This window comes from Nitrosococcus halophilus Nc 4 (assembly GCF_000024725.1).
GTDB classification, from domain to species: Bacteria; Pseudomonadota; Gammaproteobacteria; order Nitrosococcales; family Nitrosococcaceae; genus Nitrosococcus; species Nitrosococcus halophilus.
This window is the reverse complement of sequence record NC_013960.1, coordinates 1938303-1960308: the sequence shown is the minus strand read 5'-3', so window position 1 is coordinate 1960308 and position 22006 is coordinate 1938303. Positions and strand designations below refer to the sequence as shown.

The 22006-nt window shown below is 48.2% G+C and carries 17 protein-coding genes; 6 read left to right on the top strand and 11 right to left on the bottom strand.

The features are described from left to right. Nucleotides 1-5 precede the first annotated feature (5 nt). From NHAL_RS09200 to NHAL_RS09170, 8 genes are all read right to left on the bottom strand, one after another. Nucleotides 6-497 carry a reverse transcriptase family protein gene (locus NHAL_RS09200; protein WP_013032880.1) on the bottom strand — a complete coding sequence of 164 codons (492 nt, stop codon included), beginning with the start codon at nt 495-497 and terminating at the stop codon, nt 6-8. 54 nt (nt 498-551) lie between these two features. After that, entirely contained in the window at nt 552-908 is a 357-nt protein-coding gene (locus tag NHAL_RS09195; protein ID WP_013032879.1) for a hypothetical protein, read from the bottom strand. Between the two features lie 62 nt (nt 909-970). Then, the gene (gene tnpA, locus NHAL_RS09190) at nt 971-1402 is read right to left on the bottom strand and encodes an IS200/IS605 family transposase (protein WP_013032878.1); all 432 of its coding nucleotides are present in this window, start codon (nt 1400-1402) and stop codon (nt 971-973) included. Nucleotides 1403-1573: 171 nt separating this feature from the next. After that, the gene (locus NHAL_RS21080; protein WP_157862535.1) at nt 1574-1795 is read right to left on the bottom strand and encodes a hypothetical protein; all 222 of its coding nucleotides are present in this window, start codon (nt 1793-1795) and stop codon (nt 1574-1576) included. 404 nt (nt 1796-2199) lie between these two features. Further along, on the bottom strand, nt 2200-2331 hold the full coding sequence (locus tag NHAL_RS22245) for a hypothetical protein (RefSeq protein ID WP_275261096.1): 132 nt from the start codon (nt 2329-2331) through the stop codon (nt 2200-2202). Between the two features lie 134 nt (nt 2332-2465). Next, nucleotides 2466-10085 (bottom strand): NHL domain-containing protein, encoded by a 7620-nt coding sequence (locus tag NHAL_RS19815; RefSeq protein WP_013032877.1) that lies wholly within the window; start codon nt 10083-10085, stop codon nt 2466-2468. 517 nt (nt 10086-10602) lie between these two features. Continuing rightward, complete coding sequence (gene ahcY, locus NHAL_RS09175) at nt 10603-11868, bottom strand: adenosylhomocysteinase (RefSeq protein WP_013032876.1); 1266 nt, start codon at nt 11866-11868, stop codon at nt 10603-10605. Nucleotides 11869-11899: 31 nt separating this feature from the next. Beyond that, entirely contained in the window at nt 11900-12124 is a 225-nt protein-coding gene (locus tag NHAL_RS09170) for a hypothetical protein (protein ID WP_013032875.1), read from the bottom strand. 248 nt (nt 12125-12372) lie between these two features. Here NHAL_RS09170 and NHAL_RS09165 point away from each other — a divergent pair, with 248 nt between their 5' ends. Then, nucleotides 12373-12708 carry a hypothetical protein gene (locus NHAL_RS09165; RefSeq protein ID WP_013032874.1) on the top strand — a complete coding sequence of 112 codons (336 nt, stop codon included), beginning with the start codon at nt 12373-12375 and terminating at the stop codon, nt 12706-12708. A 50-nt stretch (nt 12709-12758) separates the two neighbouring features. Beyond that, the gene (locus NHAL_RS09160; RefSeq protein ID WP_013032873.1) at nt 12759-13478 is read left to right on the top strand and encodes a response regulator transcription factor; all 720 of its coding nucleotides are present in this window, start codon (nt 12759-12761) and stop codon (nt 13476-13478) included. Between the two features lie 221 nt (nt 13479-13699). On the opposite strand, the gene NHAL_RS21945 is transcribed toward NHAL_RS09160, so the two are convergent. Next, the gene (locus NHAL_RS21945) at nt 13700-13972 is read right to left on the bottom strand and encodes a hypothetical protein (protein ID WP_238985489.1); all 273 of its coding nucleotides are present in this window, start codon (nt 13970-13972) and stop codon (nt 13700-13702) included. A gap of 41 nt (nt 13973-14013) precedes the next feature. Between NHAL_RS21945 and NHAL_RS09150 the strand changes: the two genes are divergently transcribed. The 3 genes from NHAL_RS09150 to NHAL_RS09140 all read left to right on the top strand — a co-directional run bounded on the left by NHAL_RS09150 (nt 14014) and on the right by NHAL_RS09140 (nt 19538). Continuing rightward, the gene (locus NHAL_RS09150) at nt 14014-18102 is read left to right on the top strand and encodes a CheR family methyltransferase (RefSeq protein ID WP_013032872.1); all 4089 of its coding nucleotides are present in this window, start codon (nt 14014-14016) and stop codon (nt 18100-18102) included. 190 nt (nt 18103-18292) lie between these two features. After that, nucleotides 18293-18829: a THUMP domain-containing protein gene (locus NHAL_RS09145; RefSeq protein WP_013032871.1), complete on the top strand. Its 537-nt coding sequence runs from the start codon at nt 18293-18295 to the stop codon at nt 18827-18829. Nucleotides 18830-18854: 25 nt separating this feature from the next. Continuing rightward, entirely contained in the window at nt 18855-19538 is a 684-nt protein-coding gene (locus NHAL_RS09140) for a SagB/ThcOx family dehydrogenase (RefSeq protein ID WP_013032870.1), read from the top strand. Between the two features lie 66 nt (nt 19539-19604). Here the strand turns inward: NHAL_RS09140 and NHAL_RS09135 are convergent, their stop codons facing one another. After that, nucleotides 19605-20312: a cyclase family protein gene (locus NHAL_RS09135; RefSeq protein ID WP_157862534.1), complete on the bottom strand. Its 708-nt coding sequence runs from the start codon at nt 20310-20312 to the stop codon at nt 19605-19607. Between the two features lie 330 nt (nt 20313-20642). On the opposite strand from NHAL_RS09135, the gene NHAL_RS09130 reads away from it, so the two are divergent. Next, nucleotides 20643-21011 carry a hypothetical protein gene (locus tag NHAL_RS09130; RefSeq protein WP_238985488.1) on the top strand — a complete coding sequence of 123 codons (369 nt, stop codon included), beginning with the start codon at nt 20643-20645 and terminating at the stop codon, nt 21009-21011. 506 nt (nt 21012-21517) lie between these two features. Here the strand turns inward: NHAL_RS09130 and NHAL_RS09120 are convergent. Beyond that, nucleotides 21518-21976 carry a CBS domain-containing protein gene (locus NHAL_RS09120; RefSeq protein ID WP_013032866.1) on the bottom strand — a complete coding sequence of 153 codons (459 nt, stop codon included), beginning with the start codon at nt 21974-21976 and terminating at the stop codon, nt 21518-21520. Nucleotides 21977-22006 lie beyond the last annotated feature (30 nt).

Genomic DNA, 22006 nt, shown 5'->3' with positions numbered 1-22006 from the left:
ACCAGTTACACAGTTATTTGTACACCCCCGAACCCATAACTCTGCTCCGAGAAGCTCGCGTCCCACCGGGGCTGCAACACCTGCAAGATCGCCTGCTGGATAAACCGATCCATCACGCAGGGAATGCCCAATTGACGTATTTCTCCGCGTTTCCCCGGCTTCGGTATCGCTACCCGTTTCACCGGTTGCGGCGGGTAGTCTCCCGCCAGCAACTGCTCCTTGATCGAGGGCCAGTGGACGCGCAGATAATCCGCAAGCTCCTCTACCCCCATCCCATCCGTCCCTGGACTGCCCCGGTTAGCTCGCACTCGCTTTAACGCCCTGCGCAGGTTATCCCGTTCGCATATCGCTTCCATCAGATCCACACCGAACATCGGGCTTTCGGTACCCTGGCTCGCTACCGGCGAATCAGCCTTCGCCCCAGGTCCCCAAAGCTTCACCTCGGCTTCCCAGTTTGAGGTTCGTTTCCGAACTCGTCTGCCTTTCATATCCCCCATAAGAGCTAGTTCCTCATCACCTCTCTCTATCGTTTCGGCCTTCGGCGAATCGCCCTATCCACCTACTATGCCTTCTGCTGATTCCTGCACCGCAGTATGAAACCTCTCAGTTCCACCAGTCTCGATGCTGAGACAGCCGTGCAGGCCTCCCGGAGTAAGCCGATTCCCTATACTGACTTTCGATACACAACCGCTGGATTTACGCTTCCGGCCCTTGGTGAATAGGGACTTCGTCGTCTCACGCCAACTCGTCCGGCCTTGGCGCCTACTTATCCAGTTCCTGTCCGTCGGCTCGTATCTTTGCTCCACGCTTCCTTCAGACCCCACCTCACAATGACGCCCTTGCGCTTCGCTACCCTTCACCTCCACCAGGTTGGGAGAGGGACTCGCACCCTCCAAGTCAGCCGGCATGCCCGGCACGCGTTAAAGGACTGGATGACGCCCTCAAAGGGCTTTTATAGCGCCCAAGGCGCTCACATACCAAGCTTCAACTGATCTCTATACTCATCATTCTTTTCTTGGTTCCGAATGTACTCTCGCACCACCCTCTCATCGAGACCTACCGTGGACACAAAATATCCTCGTGCCCAGAAATGTTCCCCATTGAAGTTCCTTGGCTTTCCACGAAATCTTCTCGCTATCGCAATGGCACTCTTACCCTTGAGATAGCCCACCACGTGAGAAACTGAATACTTTGGAGGTATACTGAGGCAAATATAAACATGGTCTCTCATTAAATGCCCCTCTACTATCTCCACCCCTCTGCGATTGGCTAACTCGCGAAAAATCTCCCCCAAATATTTCCGTAAGCTGCCGTAAATCCACTTCTGTCTCTTCTTAGGGATAAGAACTACATGGTATTTGCAGTCCCATTTCGTATGGCTCAGACTCTTGTAGTCTGGCATAGGTTGCTCCTTCACACTTCTTGGTCGAAGTGCGAAGGCTAGGGAGACCATCGCCTCAGTCAAACCTATGCTAGTCCCCCCGGCGTAGCCGGGGGTTTACCTAAGGATTAATTATTGGACATCGAAATTTTCGACGTCTGATAGGGTGTCTGTCAGATTAAGTCTAGAGTTTTACAAGTTTTTATTTAGGGCGGACCATATACTTGCACCTCCAAATCCTAACCAAAAAGCTATAATTAACACAAACTCAACAGGGTTATCTTCGAAGGTTATATCTCTTGATGAAGTTGCTAAATTACCAATACCTAAAGTCGTTCCTGTAAGCAAACCCTCAACTCCAAATATAACGCAAACCCACCCTAGTAAAATATAACCAAATTTATTTCTATTCATTAGTTCTAATTAAAAATAGCAAGATGAGTAGATATCTGCGTTCTTAGAACACAGGCTCGCCTTATGCTCCCCCCTACAAGAGAGCTAGAATACCAACCCTCTCAGAAGGCTGGCCAAATTGTCCCAAAGATTTATTACAAGCGACTATCAAGCTCCAATGTCGTCTGGATCATGACAGGTTACTTCCTGCATTCATAACCGTCACTGACAGCAAAGCCCACGACATTACCGCAGCTGGACTTTGGAATAACCCAGGGGCAGTATCGTTGTATTCGATTGTGGCTAATACCGATGACGCCTGGTATCATCAACCCAATACAAAGAGCATCTTCTTTGTCATGCGACAGCGTAGAAAAGCCCACTATCGCGTGGTTGGACGCCGTAAAGTCGATAAATCCAAGGGCTTAACTAGCAATCAGAGCATCTAGCTGGCGGACACCAAGGCCCAAAATTACCCCATTGCCCCGCGCCATACCGGCTTTAAGGATTTTGGCACCGCTATCTAGTACATGCATTAATTTCTCAAAACGGCTCATGTTACTTCCTTCTTCAAGGTTGATGTTGTGGGGACAACTCAACCTCGGTTTTAACATGAGCCTCTTTATTCGTGACAGGAAAAGCCTGCCACTCATGACCACCTTCTTAGGACGTGGGCCTCTTCTATTTCAAACTAAAATAGCCGACCCGCAGTGGCGGATAGATTACTTCCAATCATTTGAGAACCAGCTTCTGCTGCGGCCTCATGAGCAATCTGGACGGAGAGTGGTCCAGCCAAATTAGGTTGCATGAACTGAGGTAACCTATCTCTAATCCCATATGACCCTAGCAATCCTGCCATAGCGACTTCCACAGTATTGATATTCCCGCTAAAACATGGATTTGTTGTTTGCCCTGCTATATTTCCTGCCGCATTAATAAGTGCATTTACTAATGCCTTACCAGAAACTGCATTAGCAAGTCCCCCTATCAACGCTCCACCAACTATATCGTTACCTGAACCTCCACTTGCATACGCATTGTATGCACCGATGGTAGCTCCTACTACTCCACTTACCACATTCAATATAAGCTGTCCATCAGGGTCTATAAGATTAACTGGATCATTCAAAGCATAGGTATAAAGGTTTGTACTCCGGCTAGCAAATAAAATTGGATCTTTTGACACCCATCGCCCAATTTCTGAATCATAGCCCCTCGCTCCGAAACGTACTAACCCCGTATGCTGATCATAAACTCCGCCTGCAAATCCAAATGGTTGAAAGCCTGGATTAGTGTCACGAATAACCCGGCCAAATTCATCATAGTCCATACGTTGGGAAATAGCACCACTTTGGGTATCGATAACTAACCGTGGGCTGCCCAAGTGATCCGAAATAATACGGTAAGTTTTCCCGTCTTTGACCATATATGCTGGCACATTAGGCTTGTCAGCATATACAAAACGAGCAACCACATTACCACTGCTATCTAATTCAGCTACAGGATTGAACTGATCTTGGTAAAGAAATCCTTGTACTAATTTACCATTGACTTTCTTACCGACTCTACGATTTTGGCCGTCGATAAGGTAATTAATGATAATATCATCACGCAGCTTAACTTTTACTAAATTTCCAAGTACATCATGAGTATACTCTGCCTCAACCCTATTTTCAGTTTTGGTATTGAGTTCACCATTAGCAGTATAAGTATAGGTAGCATTACCATAGCGTGAGAGACGATCCTGAGCATCGTAGTTAGCTATAGTACCGTTATGATAAATACGATTACCATTAGAATCATACTTATAGATAGAAGTGCTTGCTCCATTTTTCTCAACATCAATAAGTCGGCCAGAGAAATCGTAATTGTAGATATAAGTATTTGATATACCCTCTACCATTTCCGTTTTCTCAATAATCCGTCCTAACTTATCTCGCATATAACGGACTTCATAGAACGTAACACCCTCATAACTTGCTCGTTCAGCCTTAAGTTCACCAAAATCATTATAACTATGAACCGTAGATATAGCCCCTAAAGTAGTACCAATTAACAAACCATTCTGTAAATCACGATCGAGTGTCAGAGTTCCAGCCTGATTCAGCAAACCGTCGCGATCATAACTAAAAAATATAGGTTCACCATTTACAGCGAGTTCGGTCACCCGAAAATCATCATTGTAGCGTTGCGTCAAATTGCCGAAAATTTCACCAACCCAGGCAGTACTTGTAGGCAGAAATCCATCATAAGCATACTCTAATACACTATCCCCCGGAGCATTGATAGTGCTAACCTGACCAGTGACACTATCATAACTATAACGGTAATACCCACGCGGAATATGAAGGGTGCCAAGCTCACCACCACTATCATAAGTGAATTCTACCTTCTGTCCGCCGGGTCGGGTAATTCGAGTAAGCTGCCGATCTTGATTGTACTGATAATGAGTTGAAAGCTCCCATTGGGTAGCCTCTGGCGGTGTATACCCAGCTATTTGATCAATGGGAGTGTACTCAAACTGGTGCGTGGGTTGCTCAGGCGGAGTAATACGGATGAGATTCCCACTCTTATCATAGTTAAAGTTAACCTCTCGACCATAAGGAAACATCTGCTTAATAACTCGTCCAGAAAGATCGTACTCAAAGTGAGTGCTATGGCCTAGCGCATTAGTGATGCGCTCAACATAACCCTTCTGCAGACCATCCGAGTAGTAGCGGATTCGTGTAGTGCGAGCCTTATCCCCCTCTCCCATCGTTACCTTCAACAGTTGACCGCTAGAGTCATAAATATAATTGGTGGCTGCCAATCCCACATTTTGAATACTAATGAGACGCCCTTTTTTATCAAAAATAGCGAAGGATTGTCGCCCTTCTGGTGTGGTATTACTCCAAGTAAATGTTAATGGATTATAAGTACTAGTGTAAATTTTATTATTTAAAATAACTTCTTCTGTTAAAGAAGTAAGACCAAGCAGATTATTTTCACCTTTTAATGTTGCTGATCGTGTAGTCTCTATTATAGATTTCAAACCACTTGGCATTGTAACTGTTTTTAAAGCCGCTATCGGTGCTTGCATGCCGAATCTTGGATCAGGGGCTTGCACTACCATGGTAACAGTACCATCAGAAGCAGTAATAATCTCCTCACCGTTAGCTTTAAAAAACTTTTCTTGGATAGTGTTATTAGGGTAGGTATTGATCTGCAAACGATCACCAGTAGCCAGCAGTTCAGTAGCAAAATGTGCAGTTCGACCTTCACTACTAATCATAGAAACAGTATAACCATCTCGATTACCGCTGCGGGTAAGTGTCCACCCACCTTTACTAGCATTAGTATCTTGAAGCAAGCGCCCCACTTTATCATACTTATATTGCGAAACATTATTGCGAGGATCAGTAAATTGTGTCATTAGCCCGCCAGCAGTGTACTCCATCTGATAAGTTTCACTGTTGGGGTTAGTAACTGAAGCAAGGTAGCCATTAGCACTTAGCGCCAATGCGGAGCGCTGCCCATCAGGGGAAACTATAGCCATGGGGTCGCCATTATTATTACGCTCAATGCGAGTAATATCGCTATTTCTATCTTCAATCTCTACCAAATTACCTCTAGCATCATAAAGAAACTTGTAGATAGGCGCATCAGTAACCGTATCTACGGTACTCTGATGATAACCCTCGTTGTCAAACATATACACCAAAGCACCGCTGTTAGATGCGACCATCATATTTTCTAAAGTAAAGCTAGGTAAGGGTGGGACTACACGACGAATGCGGTGATTATAATAGTCTGCAATATATAGATTCTCGTTTGGACTAAGTGCTACAGCTATCGGAAGATTAAGTTTCGCTCCTGTTGAGATACCACCATCTCCGTCGTATCCAAGGATTCCATTGCCTGCTACAGTGGTGATAATGCCTTCTGGGCTAACTTTTCGAATACGGTGATTACGTCTATCCGCGATGTAAAGACTACTATCTGAAGCTACTGTAATGCCCTGCGGATTCCGTAACATTGCCTGTGTAGCTGGACCGCCATCCCCACCATATCCTCGGCTCCCATTGCCTGCTATAGTAGTGATGATGCCATTAGGACTCACTAGCCGAATCCGATGATTATCATAGTCTGCAATATACAGACTCCCATCCGGGCCAATCGCAAGATCATTGGGATGGTTTAAACGAGCTTGTGTTGCAAGACCTCCGTCCCCGGAAAAACCACGGGTCCCATTACCTGCTACAAGAGTAATGAGACCATCAGGCCCTACTCTACGAATAACATTATTTTGGGATTCGGCAATATATAAATTACCATCCGAATCTAGCGCAATCGCAAAAGGCCGCATCATTGCTTGCGTTGCTAAATCACCCGTTCCGCTAAACCCAGCAATGCCATTACCAGCAGCTATACTAACAACCCCATCAGTTCCAATCCGGAGAACGCGGTAATTACCCACATCCACCACATACAGGCTTCCATTTGGCCCAACTGCAACTGATGATAGGTATGAAAGCGCAACAGGAAAATCAACATTTGTAACATTTCCATCTGGCGCTATACGGAGGAGCTTGCTAAATTGATGTCGAACTGTTAAGTATAGGGTTCCGTCTGAGGTAAATGCGAGATCAGTTGGAAGGAAGATATTTGCTTGAATTGCTAAATCACCTTCACCTAGAAGGTTTGAATTTTCATTTTTATTTCTCGCATAAGTAGTAATAATATTACCTAAATTTTTTGCACTCCGTGTATTGCCATTTCCCTTATATAAAGCCTTACTCGAAACATCGTATGCATTGTGAACAGTGACTGTCCAACCACCGAGACCTATCGCTCTTGGTGTAAATGCTCCCAACTTCTTGTACCATGTCTTCCCGAGCACTACTTTTCCTGCACTACGACTACTCCCTATTTGATTATTGCTACCTACAAGGCCAGAAACTGAGGCAAAAGCTCGAGCGAATTTATTTGGTGGGTAGTAAACAGCATTGTATACATAATTGATGTTAATGCGTACCTTGCGCATTCCCATCACAGAACGACCATAAGCATCCTGACCATCCCATATAAAAGTATGAGTCTGATTTGGAATCGGTTCAAAAGTATATTTGAAGCGGCGTCCTGCAATATCTACTTTAAGGTCAACCCGTTCTAAGCTGCTAGGAACGGCATCATCAGTTAGGGGAATTCGGACAGAATACCCAGCCCTGTATCCTGGCATCCGATCGCTACGGTAATGAAGCTTAAAAGGAGTACCAGTAACTGGAATCTCCTCGCCCAGGTTCTGCCTCTGAGGCTCAATTATGCAGCCCTTACATTCATCACTATTCTCTGAATCAGGTTGATTCTCATTATCCGTCTCAGGTTCTTCCTCCGGTGGCGGTTTGGCGTCTTCTGGTGGTCCATAGGGCCAATTGTAGTCCCACGGAGTAAAATGGTGAATGGGGACACGCCAGAGGCTATTACCAACAGGATAGATTCTTGCTAATTGCTGGAGCTCAGCGTCAGTGATCCCAAGCTCACTCAATTGATTAAAACTAGCTGGACTACCACTCCCATCTATATCCAATTGGGCCTGTCCCCTGGCATCGATTCCAAGAATTTTTACGATTCGACCATTATGAGAGGGAATCCAAGCCCCCTTTTTTTGGTTATACCAACCAACGGGAACAATCCCTCCCGTTGGAAAATCGAGGAAATTATCGATGTAGAAGGGCAATGGCTGATTGAAATCAATCTGAAAGGCTCCAGCAGCTATAGCCTCGTCTGCACTTAACTCCACTGCATAGGTATAGCCTGAGGTAGGTGGCAGCAATGCTGGCATAGCCTGCGGACCGTTTTTGCCGACGGTATACTCGGTGATTCGCACAGTAAGAGTAGGAAGAACCTGCGAGGTACCATCCGGCAAAACCATGCTGGCATGCGTGCCCTCTGGGAACAAAATAGTAGCTTGTCGGCTACCATCGTCATCCACTATCACGCTACCTCTAGCAGCTTGCATAGGCATATTAGCCGATAAGGTCACTGTAGTTGCCTTGGGATCAAGCTTAACCATGACAACATCATCAGCGAAAGCGAAATCCTGCCAAGGGACATTTACATGGCGTTGCACAGGTAAATAACCGGCCTTCTGATAATTAATGGTCAACAACCCACCACCGTTAACGGCAAAGTCAAACATGCCGTCTTTGCGGGTAAAGGTCTGGCCAACTTCAGGATGGTTTTTAAGGGTGATGGTAACCCCTGATAACGGATTATTTTCACGATCTTTGACCTGGCCACGAATGACTGCGGCGCGCTGAGGTTCTATGGCACCCTGAACCACTCCTTTTTGAATAGGATTTACACCAGCATATAAAAATGCAGTGGCCTCCATAAATGAAGTGATCCCAGTCACACTCAATGGTGGTGCAATAGCCTCCGGGTCTAGTGGCACCATATCATCTACCTGACTAACTGTCAGTGTTTGCTGTTCGCTATTATTGCCTGCCACATCGGCAGTCTGAATCTGGATATGGTCATTGGTTTGAGCTGCGAGCTGTGCTGCAAAACCACCCGTTAGATCTGCAAACACTTCAACACTTTCACCGGTGCGCGTATTAGTGAGCGTGACCTGGGCACCCCCCTCCACGCTGCCCGCTTGCCCACTGACTGTTATAGTCCCATTATTAGATAGACTCACAAGGATCAATGAGATATCTGGAGCTGGTGGCGGAACAATGTCCAGCGTAACCTGGGCAACAGCAGTGCTTGTATTACCTGCAGCATCGGTAGCAGTAAACGTTAATTGATTAAGGCCATCAATGAGCATTACCTGATGGCTAAAGCTAAGATCGTCCATAACTGCCAACGGTATGCCGTCCAGATCAAGTGTCGCATGCTCACTAAGCTGGCCTGAAAGAGTAAAGGATTGAGAGTTGGTTATCACATCACCTACTGGGAGTTGAAATGTAATCACAGGTGATAGACTATCAATCGTAAATTCAACACTGGCAGGAAAGGAAATATTACCGTGAAAATCACCAATGACAACACGCAACATATTGACACCCTCTAATAATGGGCTATCAGGTATGCAGCTAGCGCTCCTTTCTTGAAAATCGCAACTTACTCTTAAAGACTCGCCGTTCATTTTAAAAGCAAGCGTTGTAGTATCCACACCGATTCCAGTATCATCATATCGAAGCTTAATTTCCGGTGGATTCCGATTGAGTAAATTTCCCTCCTGGGGTTGGATAATCTCTAGTTGCGGAGGCATAACATCAGAATAGAGCGCCAGGGCATGCATTTTGGGTCTCTGCTTTCCCGAAACAAGCGAAAACTCCGGTTGGAGTTCACCTTCTGCGCTGACTAGATATATTGCCTCTTTGCTTGATATCCATACCGAACCATCTGCCGGATCACAGACTATATCGATGATTTTCTTGCCGCCTTTACCGCTAAATGGCTTGAGTCTAAAAGTTTCCTTACCCATCGCATCTACTTTGAGCAAGTGCTTACCAGCGACGACCCAGAGGCCGTCTTGATAGTCTGATGCAAGAGCAATTATTTCCTTGAAAACAGATACCTCGAATTCCCCACGAGGAGTATTGGCGTCATAGCGGCGCAGGATATTTTTGTCTATTGCTACCCATAGAGAATCTGCTCCCTCATCATAGACCATATGGCGGATATGTTTAGCGCCAGCAGGACTAATGCTATTGATTGGCGTGCCAGAGGCGTCATAAACAGTAAGTAATTTTTGAGTAGCTACCCACAGATGGTTACGAGCAGTGTCAAAAGTGAGTGCCTCAATCTTTTTTGGAAGAGAGAGAATATCAATCAGTTTTCCTAAGGCATCGAAGTGATAAAGCTTTTTGTGGCGGCTAAGCCAAACCGAACCATCATCGGGATTAACAGCAAGCTGGATGCGTTTCTTATTTCTGTTATCTTTCCCTAGCTTACTCTTATCCTTCCCCTCATCATTGCTATCCACCACTCCCTTTTCATCCCACACCTTATCGATAGGAGTTGCCGATAGACGCTCACCAGAAAAATTGTAGGCATACAGAGTGCTGCCACTAGAGGCCCATAAAGTGCCGACTTCGGAATCGACAGCAAGAGCATGAATTTCTTCTACATGATTGATTGCAAAAAGAGTGATTCCATCAGCAATCGCCACCTTAAGGACATTCCCAGAATCGGCGATCCAAAGAGCATCCCCAAAGTTAGGATCGGGGATATTGGCCAGATCATCTGAGCTGAAAGCGGGGGAGATTACTAAGGCTATTAGTAATAACCCGAGGAAAAAGATGGGTTTTCTCATGTACCACATGATAGACTTCCTAAGATTGCACAGCTTTTGAACCCTCTAAGCTGTTTAGAAAGTCCTTAATCTAACCAGCTAATAAGTGATTTACTAAAAGCATCTAGGCACTGGAGAAACACCTCTATACTGTAGTGCCTCCAATAAATAAAGATTGTTTAGCCATCTAGATATAAGCCGATCGGCCACATATGCAAAATCTTTAGGAAAAATTTCTCAGTACGGTACAACCGTGTTGCCGCACCCTGATGGGTAGAAAAAAGGATTCTTAGCTTCTAAATTGGCTTTTCTATTTTAGCTGAGTCAAAGAAGGAAGGGGGCATAGCCGAAGAGTACTAGAGCCAGATTTTAGATCACTTGAGAGTTAGTAACCGACATTCCGTCTCCCTATGGTGGATTTTCAAAGATAAAAGGTTTCATAAGGAGTTCCTAAGATCGACAAGAGGCCTCAGTGGTGTGGTCATGGAAATTGAGGACGCGGGTCCTGGCTCTGTTGCGCAATTAAGTACCCTAGCGCTCGAACACTTCAAGTCCCTTCCCGCCAGGAAGCCAAGTAAGTGCTTTGCTCCTCGGTTAGTCTATCAATAGAAAGATCCAGAGCCTTCAGCTTTAGCCGGGCCACTTCCTCATCAATCTCCCTGGGGACTCCGTGGACCTGATTAGCGAACTCACCCTGGTGCGCCCAAAGATGGGCAACGCATAAGGCCTGGTTGGCAAAGCTCATGTCCATGACGGCCGCAGGATGACCCTCCGCCGCCGCTAGGTTAACTAACCGCCCTTCGGCCAATAACCGAATTCGTCGACCATCTTGGAAAAAATACTCATCCACGGAAGGCCGGGGTCGCCGTTTATCTACTGCCAGAGCTTCCAAGGCAGGGAGATTAATTTCCACGTTGAAGTGGCCTGAATTGGCAAGGATGCAGCCATCTTTCATGGCTTCAAAGTGGGCCTTGTCAATCACGTGTTTATCCCCGGTAGCCGTCACCATAAAGTCCGAGCAGGCCGCAGCCTCTTGCAAAGGCATGACGGCAAAACCATCCATGGCGGCTTCTAGGGCGCGCAGGGGATCGACTTCGGTGATAATAACCCTGGCCCCGTGACCCTGGGCTCGCCGGGCAATTCCCCGCCCACACCAACCGTAGCCCACCACGGTAAAGACTTTGCTGGCCAATAAAATATTGGTAGCGCGAATAATCCCGTCTAGGGTGCTCTGCCCTGTCCCATAACGGTTGTCAAACAAGTGCTTGGTTAAAGCGTCATTGACCGCAATGAGGGGAAATCGCAAGGCCCCTTCGGCGGCCATGGCCCGAAGACGGATGACTCCCGTTGTGGTCTCCTCAGTTCCCCCGACCACCTGCGCCAATAAATCGGTGCGGCTTTGATGTAATTCACTGACCAGATCAGCCCCATCATCCAAGGTAATTTGCGGCTGATGGTCTAGTGCCCTATGAATGTGCTGGTAATAGCGCCGACTGTCTTCACCCCGGATGGCGTAGGTGGGCACTCCAAAGTGCTGGACCAGGGCGGCCGCCACATCGTCCTGGGTGCTAAGGGGATTACTGGCGCAAAGCAAGAGCTGGGCGCCGCCGGCGGTCAATACCCGCGCTAGGTTGGCCGTTTCGGTAGTAATATGCAAGCAGCCACTCAGGCGCACGCCCGCCAACGGGCGTTCTCTAGCAAAACGGGCCTCCAGGATTTGCAGGACGGGCATTTCTGAATAGGCCCACTGGATCCGCGCTCGCCCTTTATCAGCCAGCCCCTTATCCCGGATATCAGAAGATGCAGCGGTCACCGCCCTTTCTCAAAAGAACACGGGTGCCTATTTATGCCAGGCGGGTCCCTCGGCGCAATTCCTCAAGTTCTTTTTCCAGGCGTTGGAGGCGCTGGGCTAACTGGTCCCGCTCTTCTTCTAATCGCCGGATATCCTCCTCCCCTGGAGCAGCCGGGTAACGCCGGGGATAGGAGGGCGGCGGGTAAGGGTAAGGCGGGGGCCAATCCCAATGATGGTGATGATGCCAATAGTGGCAATATGGGCAACAACAGTGCATGATTCGCTTCCTCCTTCATCTACCCCATTAATTCATTCTGTGACTATCTCTTAACTAAATAGCACAAATTACAAATGATGAGACCAGAAAATTCTTATCCTCGAATTCCTGAAATTTAGGTAGAAATACCAATTTCATCACAGAACATTTTGGGTTTTACTTACCCAAAATTGCCAAGTCCCTGTTAAATCAGAAGCAGTCCAGTAATACCGAAACCGAAATGTTTCATTACCAAAAGGGAGAGTATTATGTTATTAGCCACTCGCCTCGCGGCAAAAACTGTTCCCTTAAGTGGAGGCGAACATCACGTTCCCCTAGTGACTTTAACTCTCCCCTCCATTTTAGACAGCTCCTTGTGCCGGGAATTTTGGGAAACCGCGCAACAAGCCCGCGATACAGGGATAAAAGTCATTATCAATCTGGAAAAAACCGTTTCTATTCGCGACTCCGGTTATACGCTGCTCTGGATGTTAAAGGACAGCCTCAATAAGGAACCGGCCGACCTCTTGCTTATGGGTTGCCATCCAAATCTAAAGAAAGCGCTCCAGCTACGCGGATTTGAATCCCATTTTACGCTGTTATAACTCCACGGCAGATCCTTTCACTTTATCTGGAAATTTCTAGGAGAGGTTGCATGGGCAGCCAATACCTAAAAAAGATCACCCACCCTGCCAAGTACCTGCGGGACAAAATCTACGCAAGAAAACAAATGGTTCCAAAACCCACTGTTTTTATTGTGGATAGTTATCCCCTCAGGGACCTCACCCTACGTGAGCTAATCAACGCCCAGGATTGGGAGGTCAAAACCTATAACTCGGCAGAAGCGTTTTTAGAAGCTTTTGACCCGTCTCACCCCGGTTGTCTGCTGCTGGATGTCCACGCCCCCAGGATGGGAGGATTAGCATTGCAAAAACAACTGGAGGACCAAAACAGCAGGCTTCCCCTGCTCTTTGTCTCCATCCAGGGGACTGTATCCCAGGCAGTACAGGCCATACACGCCGGGGCCGTGGACTTCCTCATCAAACCCGTGAAGCCCTCCCTGTTGATAGAACGTCTCCAAGAGGGACTAGCCCATAGCCTAAGAATCCAAGAAGCCCAGCGAAAACAAGAAGAAATAACCACCCGCCTGTCCCAGCTAACCCCCCGGGAACAACAGGTCATGGAAGGGCTGATTGAAGGCAAGCTCAGCAGAATCATCGCCTCAGAGCTAGGCATTAGCACCAAAACCGTCGAGCACCACCGGGCGCAAGTAATGACCAAACTGCAAACCAGAAATCGGGCGGAGCTGATCCAACTCACCCTCTCGGGACTACAGGGAACAGGAGAAAAAATACCGAGGAGAGTGAGCTTATAGCAGATAGTTCCCCAATTCTAGATTTGGGCGCGGCTAAAGCCGCCCTTACAAAAACCTGAATACGAGCCTCTCTATCTATTGGGGCTACCGGGTTCTCTCGGTAGCCCAATTTTTTTTCGAGCGGGCGCCCCCCTCGTAAAGAAACTTAAATTCTGCCTAGTTAGCGCTGTGATAGACTAAAGTTAGGGCTTGTCCGTTGAAGGTTTTCAATTTCTTCTAACTTATTCTTTAGTAAAGAGGGGTCCTGAAGCCAGCAAGCAAGCCGCGCCGAAAACTCCGTAAAGCTGGATATTCGCAATGCCCCAGACAAAAAAAACAGCCAGCACCAAAGCACCAAAGCACCAAAGCACCAAAGCACCAAAGCACCAAAGCACCAAAGCACCAAAGCACCAAAGCACCAAAGCACCAAAGCACCAAAGCACCAAAGCACCAAAGCACCAAAGCACCAAAGCACCAAAGCACCAAAGCACCAAAGCACCAAAGCACCAAAGCACCAAAGCACCAGCAGCTTAATCCTACTGCCCCAGGTAAACCCATGAAACGGACAGATTTCCCTATTGTGGGGATCGGCGCTTCGGCAGGAGGGCTGGACTCCCTCAAGCAGCTCTTCAACACTCTGCCGGATGATAGCGGCATGGCCTTCGTACTCATCCAGCATCTGGATCCCACCCATGAGAGCCTGATAGTAGAGCTTTTGTCCCGATGCACCCGGATGAAAGTAGTCCAGGTGAAGGACCAGATGCCAGTGGAAGTCAATCGAGTCTATGCGATCCCGCCCAACAAGTTTATCGCCATTCGTGACCGCTTCCTCTACCTGAGCGAACCGGTTTTAAGCCATGGCATCCGAATGCCCATTGATTTTTTCCTCCGCTCCCTAGCTGAAGACCAAGAAGAAAAGGCGATTAGCATCATTCTCTCAGGGACGGGAAGTGACGGCGCCCTGGGAATAAAAGCGATTAAAAACCACGGCGGGATGGTCATGGTACAGGATCCTAAAACGGCCCAATACGAGGGCATGCCGAGCAGCGCCATTGTCACGGGTTTGGTCGATTTCATCCAGCCCGTGGAGGATATGCCAGGGATCTTGCTCCAATACACCCAGCATGCCTATATCAAAACAGTAAGCAAAACCACGGAAGCACCTTCAAAAATAGCCGATACGCTGCATTCAATCCTATCCGTGCTGCGCGCTAAGACCAAGTATGACTTCCGCTATTACAAGAAAGGCACCTTGCTGCGCCGTATCAACCGGCGCTTGGGGCTTCATCACATTGAGGACATGTCCCGTTACCTGAACTTTCTACGGGACAATTCAACCGAAGCCACCCAATTATTCAAGGATCTCCTGATCGGAGTGACGGGCTTTTTCCGCGAGGAGGAGGCCTTCAAGGTTCTCGAAGAACAGGTGATCGCAAAGCTCGTGCAAAAGAAAAGCGTGGATGCGCCTATCCGGGTTTGGGTCCCGGCTTGCTCCACCGGCGAAGAACCCTACTCCATCGCCATCCTGCTCACTGAGCAAATCCAGGCAGCAAAAAAGAACTGCCCGCTCCAGATCTTCGCTACCGATATCGACACTGAGGCCTTGGAGATAGCTCGAACCGGAATCTATCCCGAAAATATTGCCGCTGACATCTCATCCGAACGTCTGCGCCGCTTCTTCATTAAGGAGAATCACACCTACCAGATTAACAAGCCAATCCGCGAGTCCGTGCTATTTGCGGAGCAAAATTTGATTACTGATCCCCCCTTTTCCAAGCTCGACTTGATCAGTTGTCGTAATCTGCTGATCTATCTCGAAGCGGAGATACAGAAAAAACTCATCGCCCTGTTCCACTTTGCCCTCAACCCAGGGGGCTATCTGTTCCTGGGCAGCACCGAAACCATTAGCCACCAGGAAGGGTTATTTACGCCCCTTTCCAAGAAATGGCGGGTTTATCAGCGGATTGGGGCTATACAGCATCACCTTGTTGAGTTTCCAATTGCTTTCACCGGGTCCAAAACAGGTGATATTTATGCCCCTGCTCCGCCGAGACCTTCAGAAGCTGCTCGCCTAGCCGAACTCACCCAAAAAGCGCTGTTAGAAGACTATGCCCCTGCCTCCGTGCTGGTAAACCCGAAATATCGAGTTCTGTACTTTTACGGCCCTACCGACCGCTACCTTCGCCAACCTACCGGCATCCCGACCGATGACCTCCTCACCAGGATTCGGGAGGGGTTACACCTCAAACTCCGCGCTGCCTTGCATCGGGCCACCCAGGAGAAGCAGCAAATCACCGTCCCCAATGCCCATATTCGGGCTGAGGGCACTTATCATCGGGTAAAAATCACGGTCAAGCCCCTTCAGATCCCGAAAACCACCGAGAAATTATTGCTGGTCAGCTTCCAAGAAGAGCCCGAACGGATGCTAACGGAAGAGCACAATACCGAGGTCACGGCGGCAGAAGAAACGCTGATACGGCATCTGGAACAGGAGCTCAAAACCACCAAGACGGAGCTGCACAGCACCATTGAGGAACTAGAAACCTCCAATGAAGAGTTAAAAGCCGCCAACGAGGAAATTATGTCCATGAATGAGGAACTCCAGTCCACCAATGAGGAACTGGAGACCTCGAAGGAGGAACTTCAATCCCTCAATGAAGAGCTGAATACGGTCAACAGCCAGCTCCAAGACAAGGTAGAAGAGCTTACAGTCACCAATAACGACCTGGCTAATCTCCTGCAAAGCCCCCATATCACCACCCTTTTCCTGGACCGGGAGTTTCGGATCAAACGCTATACACCCACCATCACCCAGTTATTTAACCTGATCCCGACCGACATCGGTCGCCCCATCAGCCATATCGTGCATAAATTCAGCAATAGGGAAGCACTGCTAAAAGAAGCTGCAACCGTGCTAGAAAATCTGAAACCTATGGAGCAAGAGGTCCATTCGGATGAGGATCGCTGGTATATTCAACGCATTCTGCCCTACCAAACGGAAGAGCACCACATCGGCGGTGTGGTCGTGACCTTTATCGACATCACCCAGCGCAAACAGATAGAGAATGAGCGGCAACGGCTGCTGGTCAAGATCGAGCGCGAGCGGGATAAATTGCGCACCTTGATTGATGGCATTAGCGACGAAGTCTGGTTTTGTGATGCCCAAGGTCATCTTTCTCTAGCCAATAGGGCCGCGGCAACGGCATTTGGCGTGGAACGCACCGAAGCGTTATATCAGCCCCTATCGGCATGGCTGTCCCGGCTAGAAATCTATACCCCCGAGGGGCAACCCCGGACGTTAGAGGAGGCGCCCCTTTGGCGTTCCTTGCAGGGGGAAACCCTCACCCATGTGGAAGAAATCATACGCCATCCCCAAACCCGCCAGTTGCGGTCTCGACAAGTGAGCTCCGCCCCCCTAAAAACCAAAACCGGTGAAATCATGGGGGCGGTGGCCATTGCCCGTGATATTACTGAGGAAAAGGAAATCGAAACCGCGCTGCGCGAGGCAAAGGAAAAGGCCGTTCAGGCCAGTATCCATAAATCACAATTTCTCGCCACCGCAAGCCACGACCTCCGCCAGCCGCTACAAACCCTCAGCTTTCTTAATGATAGCCTAACGGAAAAGCTCAAAGATCCAGAAATCCGAAGACTTATTGATCAGCAAGGAGCGCTTCTAAGGAACATGGGGGACTTGCTAAATACCTTACTCGACATTAACAAGCTTGAAGCCGGTATGGTCAAGCCCCAATTCACTGTCTTTCCCGTAGCCAGCCTTCTCAACTACCTGCGCAATGAATTTGAGCTGCACGCACGGGAGAAGGGATTGAATTTACGGATGGTGCCCTGCTCGGTCATGATTTGTAGCGATCGGATCCTGTTAGAACAGATCCTTGAAAATCTGCTCTCTAACGCCATCAAGCACACAGACCGAGGCAAGATTCTGCTCGGCTGCCGCCGCCGGAGCCCCAATCTGCGCATCGAAGTGTGGGACACGGGCATTGGCATTCCCCAAGAGCAACTGAAAGTCATTTTTCAAGAATTTTACCAAGCCGATAATCCCGCCCGGGATCAACGCAGGGGACTAGGGCTGGGTCTGAGCATCGTTGAGCGCTTAGCCCATCTCTTGGACCACTCCCTGGATATCCGTTCTACCCCTGGAAAGGGCTCCATGTTCGCCATTGAAGTCCCCATGGCAAAAGAAAACAAAGAGGAACCTCGGGAATCCCCGCCGGTGGAGCCGCCTACAGAAAGCAGCCCGTCTCATACCCCGGTTCTCCTTATTGAAGACGATCCTGCTATTAGCGATGCCTTGCGCCTATACTTGGAGATGTCAGGTTTCCAACTCACCACCGCCACTCACGGCAATGAGGCCCTAGCGCAACTGGAAAAAGGGGATATTCACCCCGCAGTGATTATCTCTGACTACCGCTTACCTGGAGACAAAACAGGAGTTCAAGTCATCCAGCACTTGCGGCACCTGCTAGGGCACCGGATACCCGCTATCATTTTGACAGGGGATACTTCACCCGATTGGTTACAGGAAGCTAAAGAGTTCGACTGTCAAGTGCACCATAAACCAATTGGAGGCTCTCAACTGGTCACTATCATTCAGCAACTCATCAGGGATGCCCGCTTCAGTCACTAGAATCTCGACTAGGCATGAACTGGAAAAACCTGCTAAAAGCCGTCGATTTTACCAACCCGATCACCTATAAACTTAGGTAGGGTAACTATTTCACTGAGGGGCTTAGCCAGAATAATTCACGAACTCACCACAAAGGCACGAAGAACACAAATAAATCAAAGAATTAAACATTAATCAAGGAACCCACGAGATGCAACAATGGAACGTAGTGGTCAGCACCAGCGGCGCTTATAATCTCGCCAAGGATCTCCTACAGGAGTTCGGCAGCGTCCACCGCACCGATTTTTACAATGTATTGGTGCTGGAAGTGCCGGATATCCATGAATTCCTAGGGCAACTCCATCAACGGGTAGCGGCTGAACCTTCCTTGCGTGACATTTTGGGCCATGTGATCCCGGTGACCACCACCTTTCTCTTTCAAACACCCGAAGAGTTCGAGACCAAGGCCCGTGAGACCGTGATTTCCTGGTTGCCGCAACTGGCTAACAACTCTTTTCATGTGCGCATGCATCGCCGGGGCTTCCGGGGGCGCCTCTCCAGCCACCACGAAGAACGATTCCTGGACGAATTTCTATTGCAGCAATTAGAAGAAGCCGGTACTCCCGGCCAGATTATCTTTGAGGACCCGGATGCTATTATCGCAGTGGAAACCGTAGCCCAAAGGGCCGGTCTCTCCTTGTGGACTCGGGAGGACTTGCAGCGCTATTCTCTGCTGAAACTGGACTGATCTGAGGCCAAATAATGGATATCCAATGATCAGAAAAAAACTGACCCGGTTTCTACTCCTGGCGTTCTCGGATTTGATCACCACCAATGGAGTGGCGGCAATGAATGATCCAGCGGAGACCCTCTCCCTGCCCCAGCCCCACTACGAGGGAAAAATCTCGGTAGAGGCCGCCCTCCAGCAGCGGCGATCCATCCGAGAGCTCAGTCGCCAGCCCTTAAGCAAGGAAGAAATCTCTCAGCTATTATGGGCAGCCCAAGGCGTCACCCACGGTCAGGGGTTTCGCACCGCCCCCTCCGCTGGCGCGCTCTATCCCTTGGAACTCTACCTCGTTATAGGACAGACACAGGAGTTAGAGGCCGGGGTATACAAATATCAACCCCATGAGCACACGCTGCTTCGGATTACCACTGAGGACCGGCGGAACCAACTCGCCCGCGCCGCTTTGGGCCAGGACCCGGTTAGACATAATGGGGCGCTGCTGGTGTTCTCTGGGGTAGAACAGCGCACCGCTCGTAAATACGGCCAGCGGGGAGCACGCTATATGCATATAGAAGTAGGCCACGCGGCCCAAAATGTGCTGTTGCAAGCTATCTCCCTAGGCCTAGGCGCGGTGGTGATTGGGGCCTTTGAGGATAAAGAAGTAGCCAGAATTCTAGAAATGCCCCCCAACGAACAAGCTTTGTATCTGCTGCCTGTCGGACGATTTTGATTTCCGACGACTACCCTCATCCTCACCTTCTCCCGCCAGGGGAGAAGGAAGAAGAATATTATTGAGCTAAGGTACCAGTGCCAGGATCCTGGCTGGAGCCTCAACGCCATTTCGAACCTTCAGCACACCGACAAAAACACAAGCTCCCGTTGCTGGGAGAGTATCTAAGTTCGCCAAGTTTTCAATTTGGTACCGGTTCGCTCCCAGCATCACTCTATGGACGGGGAAATCCACAGACGCTCCATAATCAACACTTGGCGTATCAATGCCAATCCCGGCCACCTCTCGCTGAACCAATAGTTCAGCACTGTCGCGACTGAAACCGGGAAAATGCATGATCCCTTTTTCATCTCTACTGAGGTAGCGATCAGGCTCACTAAAATACTTGCACCAGCCGGTATTCAGGATAGCTAGTGACTGCGGTGGAATTTGGCCATATCGTTCTTCCCAAGCATACACGTCAAATATTGAAAGCCGATAATCTCGGTCTTCCCGTACCTTTTCTTTGATATCCATCACCACTGTTGGCACCAATAATTGGTCACATGGGATCTCATCGATGCTGCGCTTACCAAGGGAAAAATGAGCAGGAGCATCTATATGAGTTCCCGTATTCTCATCCATCTCGTAACGGTAGAACTGGTAACCCTCACGGGCATAATCTGCCCTTTGTATCATGTGAAACGGCGCACCCTTAGGCCAATAGGGCATACCCTCATAAATAGGATGAGTCAAGTCGATAATACGCTTTACTGTAATTTGAATCGGGTTCAATTGCACTAAGCTCTTATGCACCGCTCTTATATACCAGTATAAGACAATATCAACAAATTAAAAATGAACATTTCGGGTAGTATTCCAGACTTGGAAATTCCAAGTTTACACCCCCACGCCAAACTCATATCGATTAATAAGTACCTATTCCATTGGTAATCAGTAATCCAATACTGAATGAGTTGGAAACAGATCTAAACTAAACTTTCTTAGAACAGCCACAACTAAACCGCGCGTTCCATGAAAAAGATTTTGATCTATCCCCTACTGCTTCTCTTTTTAATAATAGTGGTAATCGCTATAAGAATGAATTGGTTAGGAACAAGGCAGGTGGTTCTTCCTAGCGGAGAAACAGTCGATCCGAAAGAATTATCATCCGCAGAGGTGCTGAGTGTCGTGGCAGAGCAAATGAATCAGGTGCTTCCCATAAAAGTAGGAACGGAAATAGAACTTCGAAGTGTCGAAGGAAGACAGGGAGAATTAATCTATCATTACGTTAAAACCACTCCCCCTTCAGAACTATTCGATAAGAATCGATTTATGGAGGAGATACGCCCCATCGTGCTCAGACGAGCTTGCCGATCTCAAGGGATGAAACTCTTCTTTGCCCATGGAGTCTGTGCCCGCTATGATTTTAGAGCGGAGAATGATCAGTTTATCGGTGAAATCATCGTTACACCTAGACAATGCGGTTACTAAACATTAGTCTATATTTTTCCGATCCTAAAGTCCCTTCAAGAGAAAACCTTGAACCAGAGAATAACCACTTTCAGAAAAAAGAAGGGGTCGCTAAATGAATATCTATGTTCGTCTAATTATTTGTTTGGGAATTATCGTTCTACAGTATGTCGCTTTATTCCTGCCGTTGACTGAGCTATTTTTGATTTACATACTCCTTTTTAATCCGCGCTGGTTCAGGGAATTTCTTAACAATCTCGATAAAAATAGATCAAGAGAGGCCGACAATCACGTAAAGCAAAATGACTAAAAAATAAAGTAACCCCTCTATGCTGATGGACAGGGAAATAAAAAGCCCGGCAAACATCTGAACCGGGCTTCGGGTAATTCACTGTATGTAAATTAGGAGTTGAACAATAGCGTGCATTTTTTCTGGTTTGGGATTTGCTCTAAAAGACAGAGTCCAGAAACCGCATTAATTGGCATGATTTAGGCCAATTTTTCTTAGGCCCCCAAACTAGTCTGTTTTAATGATGGATGCACACCGTCTTAAGCATTCCCATGGTGTCATCATAGGAAAGCTCTGGAGCCCTCCTTCCACTCATGCCTTTTTCAGAACAAGCCACAATATCGTCTGCGGATAGAATACCTTCCAGATGCCCATTGCCGTCAGTGACCAGGAGCCGCCGGATACGGTGCTCTGACATCGCCTGAAGGGCCGTATGGATATCATCGTCCGGATGAGAAGTAAAAACCTGCCTGTTGTTCCAAACTTCCCTGGCGGTAATTTCCCAAGGGGCTTTATGATTAAGCCCGCACCCCATGGCAATATCCCGGTCCGTAATCACCCCAATCAGCGCACCTTCACCATCAACAATAGGAATCGACCCACAGTCTTTATCCCACATCAGCAACGCCACCGTATCCAAAGTCGTCTCAGGACCGCAAGTGGCCACATTCTTAATCATAAGGTCTTTCACATTCATGGCATCACCTTTTAGGTTGGTGTTGAAAAT